Raw genomic sequence first — 18,384 nt, 5'->3', positions numbered from 1 at the left:
CTTCGAGCCGCCGAGACCGGGTGAGCCCCGACGTGGCACACCCTTGCGCAACCCGTTCAGATCCGGGTCAGATGAAGGTCGGACCGCAGCTCACAGCGCGATCTGGGGGTGGCGTGGAACTACGGTTGCTCGGCCCGGTCGAGGCCCGCAGCGGCGAGACCGTGCTGCCGCTCGGGCCACGACAGCAGCGGCTCCTGCTCGCGGTGCTGGCCTGCGAGGTCAACCGAACGGTGACGATCGACCGTCTGATCGAATTGCTGTGGCCGGACGATCCGCCGCGCACCGCGACCCACGCCGTGCGAGTGATGGTGTCCAAGGTCCGCAGCCTGCTCGCCGGGGCCGACATGGAGCTGTGCACCCAGGGCAGCCGCGGCTATCTGCTGCGCGCGAATCCGATGAACGTCGACGTGCACCGATTCCGCGCCCTCATCGAGGAGTCACGGGCGATCCGGGACGACCACCGCCTGGTCCAGGTGCTGGACCAGGCGCTCGCACTGTGGCGTGGCCCCGTGCTGGCTGACACCGTCCCCGCCGAGGCACGCGACCAGCTGTTCAGTGGCCTGACGGAGAGCCGTCTCCTCGCGGTCGAGGACAGGTTCGACGCCCTGCTCCGGCTGGGGCGCCACCGTGACGCTCTGGGCGACCTCACGGCGGAGGCCCGCACGCACCCGACCCGGGAGCGACTGACGGGGCAGTTGATGCTCGCGCTGGTTCGCAACGGCCAGATCGGCGCCGCCCTGGACGCGGCCCGGCGCACACGCGACCACCTGGCCGACGAACTCGGCGTGGATCCCGGTCGCGAGCTCCACGATCTGGAGCTGGCCATCCTCCGCAACGATCCGGCGCTGGCCGCTCCGTCGGTCCGGGGATCGAGGCCACCGGTGCCCCGCACCCGGCTGATCGGCCGGGATGAGGAGGTCTCGGCGATCCAGGCGGACCTGCCCACCGTCCGGCTGCTCACGGTGACCGGTCCCGGCGGCGTGGGTAAGACACGGCTCGCGCTGGCGGTCGCCGCCGGCTTCGAGAGCGCCTTCATCCCGCTGGCCGGGTTGAGCGAGCCGAGGCTGGTGCTCGCGACGATCGCGGCCAGCCTGGGTGACCAGGACGTCGGAGGATTGACGTTGTGGGACACGCTTGCGGCTCACCTGGGCGATCGGCGCCTGCTGCTCGTGCTGGACAACATGGAGCACTTGCTCGACGCGGCGCCGGACCTCGGCCGGCTGCTGGACCGCGTCCCCGGCCTGACCATTCTCGCCACCAGCCGGTCGCCGCTGCGGATTCACGGCGAATGCGTCCACGTGGTGCGTCCCCTGCGGCCCGATGCGGCAACAGAGCTGTTCGCCGAGCGATCCCGCCACTCTGGCGCGCCCGCACCGGAGGTCTCCGTGGCGGCCGCGATATGCGAGCGGCTGGACCGGCTGCCGCTGGCGATCGAGCTCGCCGCCGCGCGGGCCCGGCAGCTGTCCGCGCCGACGCTGCTCACGCTGCTCGACGAGTCGCCGCATGTCCTGGACGGGCCGCTCGATCTGCCCGAGCGCCACCGCACACTGCGCGACACGATCGCCTGGAGCTATCGCCTGCTCAACCCCGCCGAGCGGGAACTGCTGCACGTCGTGGCGGTCTTCGCCGGGGGCTGGACGCTGGCGGCGGCCACCGCGGTCGCAGGGCTCGACGCCGTCACGGCCGTCGACCTGCACGTCCGGCTGGTCGACGCCAGCCTGATCGTCCGCGACAACGACCGGTACACGATGCTCGACACCATCCGGGCGTTCGCCCTCGACAACGCGGCCCCCGGGTGCGCGCGGGCCCGGCACGCCGCGTACTTCGAGGACGTTGTCGCGAAGGCACGCATCGGCGCGCAGAGCCGGGATCAGCGCATGTGGTTGGACCGACTGCGCGAAGACCACGACAACCTGCGCGCCGCGATGCGCTGGCTGCTCGATCACGGCCAGACCGACCGATTCGCGGGCGTTTTCGTGTTCTGGCACTGGCTCATCGAGGGTCGGTTCTTCGAGTGCCGGCAGTGGGCGGCCGAAGCGCTCGCCGCCCGGGAGATGAGCGCGTCCAGCCGCGTCGGCGTGCTCGCGATGCACGGTATGGCCGTCGCGGGCACCGATCCGGCGCAGGCGCTGCGGCTGGTCGGCGACAGTGTTCGGCTTGCCGCTGGCGACGGCGTCGATCCGGCGGCACGGGCAACGGCGCTGATGGCGCAGGGCAACGTGGCTGTCTGGCTCGCCCAGCACCAACTGGCGGTGCGGGCCTTCGACGAGGCGGAATCCGTGCTGCGGCAGCTGGGTTGGGTCAGTTCCTGGGCCGGTGTCCGCGCCGGCAAGGCGTATGTCGTGCTGATCACGGGCAACGCGGCGCGCGCGGAACGCCAACTCGCCGGCATGGTGACCCGGTTGCGCCGGGAGGGCGGCGAGTGGGACCTCGCCCTGGCCCTGAACTACCAGGGGCATGCGCTGCTCCGACTCGGCGATGCCGCTGCGGCACAACGGGTCGTGCGCGAGGCGGTCGCCATCTGGGACCGCCTGGACGCCCCCTTCACGATGATGTACGCGCTGACCTTCCTGGCAATCGCCGCCGCCGCGCAGGGGGATCCACGACGGTCCGCGCTGCTGACCGGTGCGGCCTCGGTCCTCGTGGACCGGTTCGGACCGGCCATGATCGGCGATGCCGCCCGCGACGCGGAGCACGCGGCGTCCCGGGTCATCGGCGAACTGGGCCGCGCGACGTTCGATGACCTGATCGCACAGGGACGGTCGCTCAGCCGCGCCGAGGTGGTCGCGCTGGCAGTCGACTAGGTCGACGAGTGACAGCGAATGTCGGCAGTCCGGGGCGTTAGCGGTGCACCACGGACCTGTCTTGACGAAATCCGCCCATTGGCCAACATTCGCCAAGATCCTCTTTATTCGGCCCCTTGACTGCGAGCAGGGCTCCCCCGGTCGTCGGGCGCGGTCCCGGTCGAATCGTGTCGATGTCATCGAACGCGGAATGTGCCTCGCGCGTAATGAGTCCTGACCTCACTGCCCGCGCGGATACCACGCTGACGATCCAGCAATCAGTCCGCCCGACACGCAACCGAGTAGGCCTCATGGATGAACCGGATCAACCGCTGCCCGCTGACGACGCCACCCCGAACCAGCTCGGCAGGAGATCCCTGCTCAGAGCAGCGAAACTGGGCAGCGCCGTCGCCGCGTCACTGTCCATCGGCGCAACGTCCACCTCCACTGCCACGCCGACACCGCTTCTGGCCGGCGACGACAACAGCGGTCTGCTCGACCCGACGAGGATCCCCAAGTACGCCGCCCCATTACCTGTTCTGCCCACCATGCCCCGTTCCTGGGCCACTCGAGACGTCGACGGCTACGCGATCAGCGTGTGGCAGTTCAGGCAACAGGTGCTCCCGCAAGGCTTTCCCAGCACCACCGTGTGGGGCTACGGATCAGCCAACCGCCCCAAGACCGCGCACAGCCCGGGCTTCACCATCGAGGCGCACAACGGGCGACCGGTACAGGTCAACTGGGTGAACCAACTCGTCGACCGCCACGGCCACTACCTGCCACACCTGCTTCCCGTCGACCCGACCCTGCACTGGGCCAACCCACCTGGCGGCCGGTCCGACCGGGACACACACCCGATGTTCGCGACGACGCCGCCGGACTACCGGGGACCCGTGCCGATCGTCACCCACCTCCACGGGGGGCACAGCACCCAGGAGAGCGACGGCTACCCCTCCGCCTGGTACCTGCCCCGAGCGTCGGACATCCCGACCGGATACGCCCGAGTCGGCTCCTACTACGACCCGCACCGCGACGAGGCGGTCGAGCGACTGCGCGTGCGGTGGCGTCCCGGAACCGCCGTCTTCCAGTACGCCAACGACCAGCCCGCGACGATGCTGTGGTATCACGACCACACGCTGGGGATGACCAGGTTGAACCAGTACGCCGGGCTGTCGGGCTGCTACGTCGTTCGCGGCGGCCGGCACGATCTGCCGGCCGGTGTGCTACCCACCGGCCGGCACGAGATCGTGCTCGTGATCCAGGACCGCTCCTTCACCCCCGACGGCTCGCTGTTCTTCCCGCCGACACGGGGATTCGCCGCGGACATTCCACCGGACGCACGGTTCGTGCCGTTCAGCGACGTCCCTCCATTGTGGACCCCACAGAGCTTCGGCAGCACGATGGTGGTCAACGGCTGTAGCTGGCCGGTGCTGACGGTGGAAGCCCGCCGCTACCGGTTTCGGGTGCTCAACGCCTGCAACGCGCGGACCCTGGTGCTCAAGATCGCCGCGAATCCGCTCGCCGCCCGACCGGCGCCATCGGCGCTGTCCTGCTGGCAGATCGGCGCGGACGGCGGCTTCCTGCCCACCGCCGTGCGGCTGGGACAGGTGCTGTGTGCCCCGGCCGAACGGGCCGACCTGATCGTCGACTTCACCGGCGTACGCCCGGGCAGCGAGCTCTACCTGATCAACGAGGGGCCGGCCGGGCCGTTCAGCGGGGCGCCGGGGACGGCACCGGCCGATCCGACCACCACCGGCCAGGTGATGAAGTTCGTGGTGGCGCCGCCGAGATCGTCAGACACCAGTGTGCCACCGGCTCAGCTGCGCCTGCCCGCCGCGCAGCCCCTGGACGCGGCCGGGCGTACCTGGCGGATCTCGCTCAACGACATGACATCCCGCTACTACCAGCGGGCGTTGATCAGCATGATGCTCGGCACGGTCAGACCGGACGGGAGCCCTGAGCCGCTCGCGTGGGGCGCGGCCGTCACCGAGTCACCGGCCGTCAACGCCACCGAGGTCTGGGAGCTCACCAATTTCACCCCGGACGCGCACCCGATCCACATCCACCAGGTGCAGTTCCAGGTCCTCGACCGGCGCCGCGGCAACGGCCCGGCCAGGCCGCCGGAGCCGTGGGAGACCGGCCGCAAGGACACCGTGATCGTGTACCCCGGGGAGACGACTCGGGTGGCGGCGCGGTTCGATCTTCCCGGCCGCTACGTCATGCACTGCCACATCCTGGATCACGAGGACAACGAGATGATGCGGCCGATCCAGGTTCTCCGGAGTCAGTCAGTGCGACACGACTCGTGAGACCACGACATCGGCCGCGAGACCCCGCAAAGACGCCTGCACTCGATCGACGCGCAGACCTCCGATCAGGCGTAGCCGTCAAGCAGCGGTCGGCTGGTCGGCGAAGTCCGGGAAGGCCCTCTCCTCATCGAAGGGCTGGCCGGTCTGGAGACAGAAGTAGATCTGCCCGAGCAGCCGGTTGAACAGGTGTGCCGCGCAGACCGAGCGGCGTGAACACGCGCCGGGTCGACTCCGAGGCGAGCGAGTGTCCGGTGACGTGCTTGACCAGCAGCCCGAGCACGGGGTGGCCCGAGCGTGACCAGCTCGGTGCCATCTTCCACCACCAGCACGCCCTCACCCTGTAGGGCAGCATCTCTTCCGCAGACGCCCTCGAGGGCCTCGGGCACCCCCCCACACACCGCGCTCGGCCAGCACGAGCAGGCGCACACGGCGTGGCGGGAAGCACTTGAGCCATACCGACAGCAGGGTCGCGAAGAGGACGCTGACCTGGTGCAGCGACAACTCGACGGCCCACCGGCCTAGCCAGGCTCTGCCCGACCGGACCATCGGGTCCCTCCGCCCGCGATCACGTGGCCGACTTTGGCCGGCCGCTCCCGAGGTCAACCACGGGAGCGGCCGGAGAAGCTGCTCACAGGTCCAGCGAGGCCCCCTGCGCCAGTGGCTGGACAAACCCCCTCTGCTACTACACCTGCTCGGCGTCGACCGTCGTCGCAGGCTGGCTAGCGGGCTGCCGGCGGTCCTCGAGCTTGATGTCGCACTTGCCGACCAACGCGACACCGGCACCGACCGCAGTGGCCACCGGAGCGGCCAGCGCCGCGACCAGCCCGAAAGCCACCGGCACCTCCAGCACCACGTCGTCCTTGCTGTCACGCACGACCACGCGACGGTTGATGCCCTCGCTGACCAGCCCGCGAACGGCGTCGACCACCGAGTCGACGGCGGTACGGGTGTACTCGGGCTTGGATTCGCTCATGACTCTCCTCGAACTGCGGATGTCCCTCTGACACCTCCAGCGTGCCCGCGGCCGGGCTCGCTGCCATCAGGGGTTTCCCCTGACCCGCGCCTGATCCCTCGCAGGACCCTCACGCCGTCGCCCGCGGTCCGGTGGACGCACGGCGTCGGCCACCTGTGGTCGTCGGCCGCGACCGACGACATGGCGCGTTCCATGCCAACTCGGCGCTGAGCCGCGAACGACGATGCCGTCGTCGCGGTGCCGAGCAACGAGGTGCCTGGATGATCGACCTGCCACGTGTGCTCGACTGGACCACGATCCATCCCCGCGTGTCGATCACAATCCTCCAGTGCACTGGCGACGACCTTGCCGGCTCCTTTGTCAAGGTCCGGGATTTTTGCTGCAACCAGGCCGGGCCGTGCCGGGCGGGTGACCCAGGTCGTCGCGTCGGATTCCGGCGGTGGATACCGCGGCGAGCAGGATTCCCCCACGGGCGCTCGAAGCCGCTCTCCACCGCGGGGACACCGGCAGTTCATGGCTTCGTGGCGTGCACCGGCCACGAACGACGGCCCAGGGGGTCGCGGGCCTTGGGCGCTCGACACCACCGACGCTTGCCGGCCTGCACGGACGTAGTTCTCGGCACCTACGATCTTTCAGGCGCGGGCGCGGCAAGCGCCTGACACAAGGGGGCTATTCACCCGGCCCCGCGCAAGGGACAGAACTCTCGTCACCGTTTGCGTCAACAATGGAAGTACTGGCCGGGATTCCAGCCACCGAGGTCGTCGCTCGATGCCGGGTCTCACGTCAGTCGACACCCATCCAGGTAATGCACTACCCGGGCGGCGGGCTCGGAGCCAGTTGAGTGGCCTCTTGCCGAGGAAGAGTTTGCAGGCGGATGCTGGCACTAGACCACCATGAGTGACGAAAATCGAATATCCATTCCGCTGACCCTAATCGTGTTCATTCACTGGTCGCGGTTTTCGTCCCCCGGGGACCACCCCTTGCGCCACTGCGGACGATCAAGCTCCGTCAACTACCTGATCAATTAAGGTTTGAGTTGGTTCAATCGGCGTATATGCAGTTCATTGGCTATACCGAGGTCACGCAAGGGACCGACTGTCGTGAAGCCGGCGACCGGAAGCTCGGTGGTTCTTCCGCTGTTGTCACCGGGACCCCCCGACACGCGCGGAAGGCTTGGATGAACACGCCAACCATTTATGTTAGCACGAAGGAATGAATTGATGATAAAGCGTATTATCGTGACAGCGGCCGCGGCGATGGCCATCGTCGGCTTGACCGCCGGGCCCGCCATCGCCGCGCCGCACAGCCAGCAGCCCGCGGCGTCGGCCCAGCAGGAGCCGGGCCTGTATCTGTACTCGGAGCCCGACTTCGCCGGGCGGCGGGAGGTCGTCCCTGCTCCGATCCTTCCCGGTTGCCATCTCGTGACCCTGGAGGAGAAGCAGCCAGAGCTGCCACGATTCGTGGCGCGGTCGGCGCAGAACAACACCAACCAGATCGTCGTCCTGTACACGATGCGCCTCGGAGCGAAGGCGTGCTCCCCTGAGACGGAAGTCGGCGTCCTGCCGACCGGGGAGTCCAAAGCTGATCTCGAATCACCGGTCGTCTTCTACCGGGCTGTGTCGATCTGACCTGTCCTTGGTGATCCCCAGGAAAACGGCGAGTTGCCCCACCCACGAGGGTGGGGCAACTCGTGACGCGCTGGTCAGAAGGCGGCCAGACCGTTGGGGGTGCCGCCGCCGGTGGGACCGTCGTAGCCGGACACGGCGTTGCACTGGTAGTCACCGCCGCAGTCCATGCCGAACGGGCCGGCGACGTTGGTGCCGCTGGTGACGTCGTTGAGTGCAGTGGTGCGGGCATACAGGTAACTGGCGTCGGGGAACGCGGTGGGATTGCCGGCGAGCGCGATCACACCCGCGATGAACGGGGAGGACGCACTGGTGCCACCGACGATCGTCCAGCCAGGCCCTCCGGCTGCCCCGTAGCTGTCGTAGACGGCGGGTCCCGTGCCGGGGTCGGCGTCGGCGGCGACGTCAGCGGTCATCCGCCCCGGACAGTTCGGGTCGTGCTGCCAGGTGGGCTTGGCGATCCACGCCGAGCAGCCGCTGCCCGTTCCGCCGGTGACGCTCGCTTCGCCCCAGGCGGTTTCGGCCCAGCCGCGTGCGGCTGCGGGCTCGCGGGTCAGACGGGTGCCGCCGACCGCGATCACACTTGGCAGCACTGCCGGGAATTCCGGGATTCCGTAGCCGGAATCGCCTGCGGCGGCGACGATCGCCACGCCCGGATGGCGGTAGGCGTCCTGATACGGCAGCATCGCCGGGTTCTCCGGGATGCCATAGCTGTTGGAGATCTCGTTGGCTCCCAACCCCGTGGCGGTGACCTCGGCGGCGGCCAGGTCCTCGATGGCCGCGCTGGTGGCCTCGACCAACAGGATGCGGCAGTTCGGGCAGGCGGCCGACACCATGTCCAGATCAAGGGAAATCTCCAGGCCCCAACCCTCATCGGCCGAAGGGAGCGGGCTGGCGGCGCCGCTGCCGTTGACCTTGCGGAAGCAGCCGTTGGCGGTGGTGCAGGCCGGCAAGCCGTAGGTGGTCCGGTAAGTGGCCAGATCGGATTCGGCATCGGGATCGTCGTAGGCGTCCACGACGGCCACGGTCTGTCCGCGCCCGCCGGTGGCCGGCAGGTTGTACGCCGAACGCAGATCGGCCGGAGCATAGCCGGCCGGTGACGCGGCAGCAGGCATGTGACCACCGTGGACGTCGGTACGGATTTTGGCGAAACACCGGGCGTGTCCAGGCCGTGCCGTTCCGCAGGCGTCGCGAACGGTCGCGGTGCGTGGAAGGCAGATGGCGACCGGTGCCTGGACGGTCAGCGCCGCGGCCGTGATCGTGGCGAGCATGACGAAGAGTCGCATCGGAGCTCCTTGATCAGTGGCTGGCCGCGGCGATGGTGTAGGCGTTGGTGACGGTCTGGGTGATCGATCCGCCGGCGGCGTCGGCGGCGGTTACTCGCAATGCCGGGCTGGTGCCCTGCGCCGAGGTGGGATTGGGCCACGCCACGAGGTACTGCCCGTTGTCGCGGTGCACCGTCGCGGGCTGCCAGGTGGTGCCGTCGAAGGACACGGCCACCGTCACCGAGGTGATCGGGTCGTGTGAACCGGCACCGTCATAGCTCAGATGGGCGACGTCGAGCCGCATCAGTTGCCGGGGCGCGGTGCTGGTGCCGGTCTGGTCGGTGGCCAACTGGTAGTTCAGTGTGAGCACCGGCAGGATGTGGCACGCAGTGGCCGCCGATTCTCCGAAGCAGGTGTTGCCGGCGGGCAGCGCGCTGCCCGGCAGGTCGCGGAAGGTCAGCTCGGTGTGCGTGTGGGAGGAGTGGCTGCCCGTGGGCTGCGTGCCGCGGTCCACATCGAACACCGCGCGATAGGCGCCCGGCGCACTTGTCACCACGGTGCCAACGGCGTTCTGGCCGTCGACCACCTGAGTGCCGTCACGGTAAAGCGTGATCCGGGTGGTGGCGTCCAGGACAGTTCCCTGATGGGTGGGATCGCTGTCGGCCGCGTCGTCGGCGAAGAACAGGGACAGCGTGCCACCATCGCTGCACGCGAGGCAGTGCGGGTATTGGATGCTGTTCCACCACTGGTGCGGTCCGGAGTGCTGCCCGAACTCGGCGGTCTGCGGACCGTGGCCCCAGTCGATCGAGTAGTGGTGCCCGGCGGTGAAGGTGCGGTCGTCCGCCGAGTACAGCACGTTGCCGGGCATCTGCGTCATCTGCAGCCACTGCCCCCCGTCGGCGGTGCCGACGTACTCGGTCACCTCGCCGGGTGCCGGGACGCCGCCCGGATTGCCGTACACCAGTCCCCCTATCCGACCGGTCACCGGGTCCAGCGGAGCCTTGAGGAACGCTGCCCTCGGTGTGTCGGTGGGGTCGGCGAAGAAACGCTGTCGCACAACGGCCAGTTCGTTGGGGTCCACGGTGTAGGCGTTCACGGCAGGCACGTTGTTCGAACCGAATGCCACGTCATAGCGCGCAGTCGCGGACTGGCCGCCCCAGGAGACGAGGAAACGCAGGTTTCCCACCGCGGCAGCGGATGTGGGTGTCACATAGAAGTCGGCGCCGTGGGAGGCAGCACCGCCGGCGGTGACGACCAAACCGGTTTGGCCGGCCGCGTCCTGCGGGATGAACGTGACGGTCATACCGTCTTCGGCGGCCTGCTGGGGCGTGGCCACCGAGATCCGGGACGACGCGCTGCGCTCATCGATTCCGATCGTGGTGACCGCGCCGGAGTCCGAGACGGTAAAACCGGGAGTGACCCATCGTCCCGCCACGAGCCTGCCGTGCTGGTCGAAATCGTAGAAGAAGCTGAGCGCGACGTAATGTCCTTCCGGCACCGCCAGCCGCTGGATCTCGCCGTGGGTGAACAAGGCCTTCCCAGGCAGGCGACGAGCGGAGTCCACATTGAACAGTGTGACGAAGCTGTTCGCCAGCTGCCCGCTCAGGCCGACTGTGGTCAGCTGGACGACGCGCATGGGATACGCCGGTGTGGCGGGACCTGGGGTGGTCGGTGCGGCCAGCGCCATCCGGACCAACCCGCCGGGCAACGGGCCAGTGCCCGGCTCCCGACCGGCGGCGATGTCGGCGCCGATCCGCTCACGCAGCATCGCGGCGAACCGCGACGTCGACGCGACGTTCACGTACCCGCGCGCCACGCCGCCCGATGCGGCGGTGAGCGTGACTCCCGGCGGCGCCACCGGCGTGGCTCCGGTGGCGAATGACAGCTCCACCGGAATCCCGTCCCGGGTCCGCGCGCGAGCCAGCGCCGACACGTCGAACAACGACAGGTCCAACTGACGTCCCGCATACGGTGCCGCCACGGAGGGCACCACGTAGCGGTCACCGGTGGGGTCGGTGAACGACAGCATCGGTCCGCCGTCGCCCTCGGAGGGAATCGTGGCGACCGGGCCGCCGCCGGCCGACCCGACAATCCGGTCGCCGGTCACCAGGGTCACCGACACCGAACCGGCGTCCGCTCCCGGCACAGTGGCCGCCATGTCTGGCGGCGCGGTCGACATCGCGGCGACAAGTAGTGCGGCCGCCAAAGGCAGATACGCGCGCATGAGAACCTCCCGCAGGCAGGGTGCAGGCAAGTCCGCACAGTGTGCGTGAATCCCTTACGCGAAGAGTAGAACGGGTCATGACCAATGAACGCCATTGACCGCGAGTGGCCAGGCCCGCTTCTCCGCACCAAGCAAGCCGACTCGTCGATGGCGGACGCCGGGCGTGCCTACAGGCGTGTCGTCGTCACGGCTGCACGGTTGAGGTGATCACCTGGGTGACCGCCGTGATCGCCGGCGTGGCAGTGCCGGGGAGCCGGGCCACGCAGACCCTGCGGATCTCGGGTGGCGCGCCCTGGACCCGCAGAGAAATCACACCGGGCGGGACAAGCGGCGACAAGCCTTCCGGAATCGTGGTGACGCCGAAACCACCGGCGACCAGGTGCAGTTTCGTCAGCCAGTCCCGTGCACTGTGGACGATGCGCGCTCGCCCCGGCAGGCCCGGCCAGACACCGAGCAGTGGCTCCGCGCTCGCTGAGGGGCTGGCGATCCAAGGCACGTCGACCAGTTCGTCGACGTGCACGGACGTGCGACCCGCGAACGTGCCGGTAGCCGACGCCGCCACGAGAAGCTCGACGTCCTGAACGGGCGTGATGTGCAGGCGCGGTGACTCGCCGTCTGGTGGCCGGTGCGGCGGGCGAGAGGTGAGCACGGCGACGTCGATCGAACCGGTGCGCAACGCCCGAGCCAAGCTGGGCGTGGTGCCTTCGCGGGTGGAGACCCGGATCCGTGGCGCTGTCCTGGCGAGTCGGGCGAGCGCGGCGGGCAGGATCACCGGTCCGGCGCTGAGAACCAAGCCGAGCCGCACCAGCTCCGTACGAGGAGCCTCACCGGTCAGGTCGCGCTCGGCCGCGTCGACCGACTCCAAGATCGTTCGAGCATGCCGCAGCAGCGTCAGTCCGGGCGGCGTGAGCCGCACCCCGTCGGTACGCCGCTCGAACAGGGTGGCTCCGACGCTGCGTTCGAGGGCGATCGCCTGGCGCGAGACCGCAGACTGCGTGTAGCCCAGCTGCGCGGCGGCCGCGGTGAAACTGCCCGACTCGGCGATCTGACACAGCACCCGGAGGCTCACGCTCGACACGTCCATGCTGACTACGCATACCAGAGATGCCAGATCATCGCTTCCCGCATGCCCCTGCCGTGCCTAGCGTGGCGAAGGACGAGACAGAGAGGCTTTCCCATGCGTGCAGCGACACTGACGGCATTCGGCTCCCCCCTCGTGGTGCACGACGTACCCGACCCGGAAGCCAGCAGCGGTGAGGTGCTGGTCGAGGTCCTGGCGACCTGTGTGCCGCCGTACGCCGCCGAGGTGTTCAGCGGTGAACGGCGCTATCCGCTGGAGCCGCCGGTCGTACCGGGTGTCGGCGGTATCGGCCGAGTGGTGAGCGTGGGACCGGACGCGACCAAGCTGAAGGTGGGGAACCTGGTGTGGTGCGACTCGACGGTCCGTGCCCGCGACGACGCCCTGACACCGGACATCACGCTGCAGGGCTGGAGCTCCCGCGGCGAGGGCGGTGCCAGGCTGGCCCGATACCTGCATGACGGACCGTTCGCCGAACTCATGCGGGCTCCCACCGAGAATGTGTACCTCCTGCCCGCCGGGGCGGCAGCCGATCCCGCCCGCTGGTCCGCGCTGGGTGTTCACACCATTGCCTACGGAGGGCTGTTGGCCGGCCAACTCGCGGCCGGTGAGACGGTGCTGATCAGCGGGGCGACCGGCAATCTCGGCAGCAGCGCGGTAGCCGTCGCACTTGCCATGGGCGCCGGGCACGTGGTGGCGCCGGGCCGCAATCGGGCCGTCCTCGACCTGCTCGCCGACCGATTCGGCGCACGGGTGAGCCCGGTCGAGCTCAGCGGAGACGAAGACACCGACCGCGCGACCATGGCGGCGGCCACCGACAGCCCGATCGACATGGTGCTTGATCTCCTGCCGCCCCAGGCGCCCAGCTCGGTGGCACGTGCGGCGGCCATGACCGTGCGCGAGTACGGGCGGGTCGTGCTGATGGGTGGCGTCGGCATGCTCGGCGGCGCGGATCTCGCCTTGCCCTACCCCTGGATCATGCGCAACTCGGTGACCGTTCGAGGCCAATGGATGTACCCGCGCGCGGGGAACGTCGGCATGATCCGACTCATCGCGACGGGTGCCCTGGACCTCACCCCCGAACACATCACCCGATTCGACCTCGACCACGTCAACGACGCGGTCACCTACGCAGCCACACACGGCGGCCCCTTCGACCGCACCATCCTCACGCCAAGGGCCTAGAGGCTCAGCTCGGCGCCGCGTGGGTTTCCGGACAGCCGACGCCGCACACACTCATGGCTTCCCTCTGTGTCAAGCGGTTTCGGCGTCGCCACAGGAAGGCAGTCGCGGGTTCGCTACCACTGATCACCGAGCCGAGCAGGACGACGTCGGCCTCGTAGTTTGAGCAGCGCGTGGTTGGCCAGCATGGTGACGTCGCGAAGAGCCGGAAGTTTCCACTGGCCGTCGATGGCCGGCCGCTCGCACCATGGCTCGCGACAGGCAGCAATCACGTGAGGAGCCCGAGAACACCACACTCCGGTTCGATCACACCGGCGATCCGGGCCCACCAGGAAGGGACCGATCCATGTTCGACGCCCCTACTGCCGAACCACTTGAGCCGCAAGCCGTATTCACCGATCTCCCGCCGGCCACGACACCGCCGCCGAGCAGATCCCTCCGTGTCGTGCTGACCGCTCTGTCCGTGTGCGCCCTGGCGACGGCAAGCACGATGCTCGTCCTCTACCTGAACGAGCAGGGCACCAACGCGAGCCTGCACCAGCAGATCGACCACCAGCAGCGGACGCTGACGGACACGAACCGGAAACTGGCGGCCGCGAGCGTTCTCATCGACCAGCTCAACGCTCAGACCGACACCCTCAACGGTCAGGTCAACACCCTCACCGCGAGCAACACCAGTCTGAACACGTGCGTGGCCGCCATGCAGACCTGGCTTGTCACCCTGGACGCGAATCCCGGGGCGCCCGACCTCGACCAGTTGGCTCGCACCGCCGACAGCGCCTGCGGATTCTGACGCTGGCCGGCTCGTACAAAAGTCCCCAGATGGGACGTCAGGCCACATATCCGGCGATCAGCGCCGACGCCGCCGCAGCTGCCTCCCGTTTGACCTCGGCGAGCGGGTCCGACAGGCCGGCGAGCACCCCTTCGGCGAGGAACACCGCGTGGCCGTGTGCGCAGGCCGCGATCGCCAACACCAACCGGCGGGCCTGTCGGTCCTCACCACACAGGACACGGGCCGGCCCGAACAGTTCGGCGAACAGCGCCTGGCCGGCCTCGGCGAGGGCGGGGAAGCGCGCTTTGTCCAGGCCGGCGGCGAAGGTGAGGGCGAACAATGCCGGTCGGTCGGCGGCGAACTGGACGTAGGCCACGGCGAAGGCCACCAGTTGGTCGCCCGGATCGCCGGCGTCCGCCATCGCGGCGCGGTACTGCTCGCGTTGCTCGGTGTAGGCCCGCACCGCGAGCTCACTCAGCAGCGCGTCGCGATCCTCGTAGTGCTTGTACGGCGCGGCAACACTCACGCCGGCACGGCGGCTGGCCTCGGCCATGGTGAATCCGCCGACGCCCTTGGTGAGCACCAGTTCCAGTGCGGCCTGCTCCAGGGTGCGGCGCAGGTCACCGTGGTGCTGCCCGCTGCGCCGCTTGACGTTGTCCGACACGGAGCTAAGGTTAGTGTCATTCACCAGGTTAGTGCCATTAACCTTCACGGGAGATCATCATGACCGATGTCGACCTTGGCCTGGGCGTGCACCACACCAGCCTGTCCGTCGCGGACCTGGACGCTCAGCGCGCCTGGTACCAGCGGGCACTGGGCCTGCACGAGGTCGTCGAGGAATTCCGCCTGGACGACCCGGCCGTGCGTACCGTCGTGCTGCGGTCAGGCTCCGGCGTGCGTCTGGAACTGATCGAAAGGGCCGGCGCGAGCCGGAACCGCGCCTACGCCGATCCGCTCGACGCCGCGAACACGCTCGGGTTCGGCCACTGGGCGGTGTCGGTCCGCGACCTGGACACGGCGTTCGCCGGCATCGTGGCGGCGGGCGGCGCCGAGGTGTGGCCGCCGGCCGACGCGGTGGAACCCGGCGCCCGGTTCGCCTACGTCAAGGACCCGGAAGGCAACCTCATCGAGCTGATCCAGCCACCAACACCGTGAGATCGGGCGCCGTCACTGTCCATGGAGGACTCCCGCGTCGTGGGCGATGATCGCCGCCTGCACCCGGTTGCCGCATTGCAACTTGGACAGGATGCGGCTGATATGGGCCTTGGCGGTGCCCTCGCTGATGTGCAGGCCCTTCGCGATCTCCGCGTTCGACAGCCGTTCCCGACCTGGACTAGCGGTCGATGAGCCGGCGGGTGATCGCCGGGGACAGCGTCGGCTCGCCCCGCGCCGCCGCGCGGACGCCCAGGCGTGCCAAGGGAATGCCGGCCACATGGACCTCGCCGCCGTCGGGCCGGGCCAGTCCCACGGCGACCCGCACCAACGTCGTCTTGCCGGCCCCGTTGTGCCCGACGACGGCCACCACCGAACCCGGCTCGACCGCCACGCTGACGTGCCGTAGCACGTCGACGGTGCCGAAGCGTTTGCCGACCAGCAGCCACGTCCAGCACCGCGGCCACCGTCACCGGGCCGCCACCGCCATCGGAACCGGGTCGAACCGGTTGTCGCCCTGGTCGCTGCGGATGGCGAAGAAGACGATCAGCAGGATCTGGCCGACGATGGGCACCACGCCGAACAGCAGCCACCAGGCCGAGCGCCTAGCCGATCGGCCACTGCCCCGTTCCGGACACTGCCGGCTGTGGGCGCAGTCGACTCAGCCCATCCGACACCCGAGAGGACCGACGTGGCCACCTATACACGTCAGTCATGGCGTGGGACGGTGGCCAAGTGACCGCGCAGCCAGGTTTCGCGCCCGCTCCACAAAGGATTTTCGTGCTCATGCTGGAAAACCGCTCCTTCGATCACATGCTGGGGTTCTCCGGTGTCGTCGGCACGGACGCGGCCACCGGAGCACGGTCGACACCCGACGGGCTGGTCGGCCTCCTCGGCGTCAACACCGATCCCGCAACCGGGCGTGCGGTGGTGGCGAGCACGCCGGCGGACTACTTCATCACCGCGCAGGACAGGGATCCCGGTCATGAGTTCGCGAACGTCGTGGAACAGCTGTGTGGTCCTCACGTCGTCTACCAACCCAAGGCCGGATACCCGCCGATCGACAACTCCGGCTTCGTGTCGAGCTACCGCGCAACGGGCTCAGCACGTCCGGACAGGATCATGCAGTGTTTCGCGCCCGCGCAGCTTCCCGTGCTCAACGCGCTCGCACGGGAGTTCGCGGTATGTGACCGCTGGTTCTCCGCGCTGCCGGGACCCACGTGGCCCAACCGGTTGTTCGTCCACGCGGCGTCGTCCGGCGGTCTGGACGACAGCCCGAGCAACTGGGACAAGGTCGCCGGCTACGTGCTCGACGGATACCACTTCGACAACGGCACGATCTTCGACCGGCTGGGCGACAACCACATCCCGTGGGAGGTCGTCGCCGGCGACGAGTTCCCCCAGGTCCTCGCACTCCGGGGAATGGGCCGCAACCTGCTCGCCGGCCACTTCTCCCGCGCCGCGACCTTCGGCGAGCGACTCCGCGACCCCGGTTACCGACCCCGATACGTGTTCATCGAACCGGACTACGGCGACGTCCTGTTCGGAGCGAGGGACTTCCGTGGCGGAAACTCCCAGCACCCGCTCGGGGATGTCACCAGTGGCGAGCGCCTCGTGAAGACGGTCTACGAGGCCATCAGGAACTCCCCGCACTGGGAGCACTCCGTGCTGGTCATCACCTACGACGAGCACGGCGGCTTCTACGACCACGTCTCGCCCCCGCCGGCGGTCCCACCGGGAGACCAGATCTCGTTCCCGCACAACAACCACCATGACTTCACCTTCGACCGACTGGGCGTGCGGGTGCCCGCGGTCGTCATCTCCCCGCTGATCCCGCGCGGCACGATCGACCACACCGTCTACGACCACAGTTCCGTGCTCGCAACCGTGGCGCGATTGTTCGGACTGCGGCCCCTGACCCATCGCGACGCCGCAGCCCACGACCTGCTGCACCTGCTCACACTGCCCGAGCCTCGGCGTGACACACCGACCACGTTGCCCGAGCCGGCGGATTCCGGGATCAGCGAGCCGGACGACACCGCTCACGCGACGGCGCCGCCCGCCGTCGCGGACGCGGTCCGCTCGCCCGCCTTCTGGGGAGCTTTCGCGGTCGCCATGCGCCGGCATCTGACCGTCGCGCCGGCCGAGCATCGCCACCACATCCGTCAGCGGGCATCCGAGGTACGCGATCCGGCCGAGGCGCTCACCCTGATCACCCAGGCCAGCGCTGCCGTGCGCGCCCACCGGGACAACGACAGCTGACCCCGGGTGCCGACGACCCGTACCGTGCAGGATCACGGTGTGAGCTCGATGCACCCCTCCAACACGGCGTCGGCGACCTGCCGCAGCTGACAGTCCACAGTGAACGCGTACGCGCGCAGGCGCTGGTACGCCTGCGTCGCGCCGATGCCAAGCTGGGCCGCAATGACACAGGTCGCCAGGTTCACCCGCCTCCATTGTTCCGGCAACGTGCCGGCGAGCACGTCCTCCACATCGCTCCCGGGCCGCCAGTAATCGCTGTCGAGCAGCAATGCCATGGCGTAGTCCGCGAAAAGCTGCCCATCGGCCATTGCCGCCATCGGCAACGCGCCGGGTCCGGCGCGATACAGCTCGAGGACGCCGACCGTGATCTCGCCGGCGGTCAGCGGGAACGCGAACACGGCGCACACGCCGAGAGCGCTCAACATCGGGACCAGCGCGGGCCACTGGTGCAGGCTGGTGCTGCTGTCCAGATCGGCCGACATCACCACGTTGCCGTTCCGCAGCGCCTGCATGCCCGGACCGGTGCCGACGGTGATCTCCAGTTCTATCGCGCGCTCACTGACGGCATCGGTCGCGTAGACCGGCTCGCCCAGCCCGAGGTCGCCGATCGTGCACAGGCTCACCCCGGCGACGCCGAGCGCGGCCGCGCCGGCGCGGCAGACATGCTCAAGCCTGACCGGCACGTTGTCCGCGCTGGCCAGCCTGCCGATGGCCGTGGCAATCGCCTGGTCCCGGTCGCCGGCCATACCGTTCACCGCG

General features: G+C 69.1%; 15 protein-coding genes and 1 pseudogene. 7 read left to right on the top strand and 9 right to left on the bottom strand.

Going from position 1 to position 18,384, the window contains the following annotated elements; all coding sequences use genetic code 11:
• Positions 1-113: 113 nt before the first annotated feature.
• Both BCF44_RS22055 and BCF44_RS22050 read left to right on the top strand, forming a co-directional pair.
• Positions 114-2,804, top strand: a complete 2,691-nt coding sequence (locus tag BCF44_RS22055; RefSeq protein WP_170217669.1) for an AfsR/SARP family transcriptional regulator — start codon at positions 114-116, stop codon at positions 2,802-2,804.
• 290 nt (positions 2,805-3,094) lie between these two features.
• Positions 3,095-5,092, top strand: a complete 1,998-nt coding sequence (locus tag BCF44_RS22050) for a multicopper oxidase family protein (protein ID WP_116176244.1) — start codon at positions 3,095-3,097, stop codon at positions 5,090-5,092.
• 682 nt (positions 5,093-5,774) lie between these two features.
• Here the strand turns inward: BCF44_RS22050 and BCF44_RS22045 are convergent.
• A complete protein-coding gene (locus tag BCF44_RS22045) occupies positions 5,775-6,065 on the bottom strand; it encodes a DUF4342 domain-containing protein (RefSeq protein ID WP_116176243.1) in 291 nt (96 codons plus the stop codon).
• Between the two features lie 1,220 nt (positions 6,066-7,285).
• Between BCF44_RS22045 and BCF44_RS22040 the strand changes: the two genes are divergently transcribed.
• Positions 7,286-7,693 carry a hypothetical protein gene (locus BCF44_RS22040; RefSeq protein WP_116176242.1) on the top strand — a complete coding sequence of 136 codons (408 nt, stop codon included), beginning with the start codon at positions 7,286-7,288 and terminating at the stop codon, positions 7,691-7,693.
• Positions 7,694-7,767: 74 nt separating this feature from the next.
• On the opposite strand, the gene BCF44_RS22035 is transcribed toward BCF44_RS22040, so the two are convergent.
• The 3 genes from BCF44_RS22035 to BCF44_RS22025 form a co-directional block, all read right to left on the bottom strand.
• Positions 7,768-8,976, bottom strand: a complete 1,209-nt coding sequence (locus BCF44_RS22035; RefSeq protein ID WP_116176241.1) for a S53 family peptidase — start codon at positions 8,974-8,976, stop codon at positions 7,768-7,770.
• 13 nt (positions 8,977-8,989) lie between these two features.
• Positions 8,990-11,179: an RHS repeat domain-containing protein gene (locus tag BCF44_RS22030; RefSeq protein ID WP_147328579.1), complete on the bottom strand. Its 2,190-nt coding sequence runs from the start codon at positions 11,177-11,179 to the stop codon at positions 8,990-8,992.
• 184 nt (positions 11,180-11,363) lie between these two features.
• Positions 11,364-12,263 carry a LysR family transcriptional regulator gene (locus BCF44_RS22025; protein WP_170217668.1) on the bottom strand — a complete coding sequence of 300 codons (900 nt, stop codon included), beginning with the start codon at positions 12,261-12,263 and terminating at the stop codon, positions 11,364-11,366.
• Positions 12,264-12,356: 93 nt separating this feature from the next.
• Between BCF44_RS22025 and BCF44_RS22020 the strand changes: the two genes are divergently transcribed.
• Both BCF44_RS22020 and BCF44_RS22015 read left to right on the top strand, forming a co-directional pair.
• Positions 12,357-13,442, top strand: coding sequence for an alcohol dehydrogenase catalytic domain-containing protein (locus BCF44_RS22020; RefSeq protein WP_211353150.1), 1,086 nt, complete (start codon positions 12,357-12,359; stop codon positions 13,440-13,442).
• Positions 13,443-13,884: 442 nt separating this feature from the next.
• Entirely contained in the window at positions 13,885-14,232 is a 348-nt protein-coding gene (locus tag BCF44_RS22015) for a hypothetical protein (protein WP_116176239.1), read from the top strand.
• Positions 14,233-14,269: 37 nt separating this feature from the next.
• Here BCF44_RS22015 and BCF44_RS22010 read toward each other — a convergent pair whose 3' ends face one another.
• Positions 14,270-14,875 carry a TetR/AcrR family transcriptional regulator gene (locus BCF44_RS22010; protein WP_116176238.1) on the bottom strand — a complete coding sequence of 202 codons (606 nt, stop codon included), beginning with the start codon at positions 14,873-14,875 and terminating at the stop codon, positions 14,270-14,272.
• 59 nt (positions 14,876-14,934) lie between these two features.
• On the opposite strand from BCF44_RS22010, the gene BCF44_RS22005 reads away from it, so the two are divergent.
• Entirely contained in the window at positions 14,935-15,366 is a 432-nt protein-coding gene (locus BCF44_RS22005) for a VOC family protein (RefSeq protein ID WP_116176237.1), read from the top strand.
• Positions 15,367-15,378: 12 nt separating this feature from the next.
• Here the strand turns inward: BCF44_RS22005 and BCF44_RS22000 are convergent, their stop codons facing one another.
• The 3 genes and pseudogenes from BCF44_RS22000 to BCF44_RS21990 form a co-directional block, all read right to left on the bottom strand.
• Positions 15,379-15,645 (bottom strand): response regulator transcription factor, encoded by a 267-nt coding sequence (locus tag BCF44_RS22000; protein WP_116176236.1) that lies wholly within the window; start codon positions 15,643-15,645, stop codon positions 15,379-15,381.
• Positions 15,545-15,775, bottom strand: a complete 231-nt coding sequence (locus BCF44_RS21995; protein ID WP_246015393.1) for an ATP-binding cassette domain-containing protein — start codon at positions 15,773-15,775, stop codon at positions 15,545-15,547. The genes BCF44_RS22000 and BCF44_RS21995 overlap by 101 nt, the downstream gene beginning before the upstream one ends.
• Before the next feature lie 57 nt (positions 15,776-15,832).
• Positions 15,833-15,955, bottom strand: a pseudogene (locus BCF44_RS21990) (DUF805 domain-containing protein); the annotation flags it as partial.
• A 188-nt stretch (positions 15,956-16,143) separates the two neighbouring features.
• Here BCF44_RS21990 and BCF44_RS21985 point away from each other — a divergent pair.
• A complete protein-coding gene (locus BCF44_RS21985; RefSeq protein ID WP_211353149.1) occupies positions 16,144-17,625 on the top strand; it encodes an alkaline phosphatase family protein in 1,482 nt (493 codons plus the stop codon).
• Between the two features lie 32 nt (positions 17,626-17,657).
• Here BCF44_RS21985 and BCF44_RS21980 read toward each other — a convergent pair whose 3' ends face one another.
• A complete protein-coding gene (locus BCF44_RS21980; RefSeq protein WP_116176232.1) occupies positions 17,658-18,371 on the bottom strand; it encodes a GAF and ANTAR domain-containing protein in 714 nt (237 codons plus the stop codon).
• Positions 18,372-18,384 lie beyond the last annotated feature (13 nt).

It is taken from the genome of Kutzneria buriramensis, assembly GCF_003387475.1.
Lineage (GTDB): Bacteria > Actinomycetota > Actinomycetes > Mycobacteriales > Pseudonocardiaceae > Kutzneria > Kutzneria buriramensis.
This window is presented reverse-complemented; position numbering and strand designations above follow the sequence as displayed.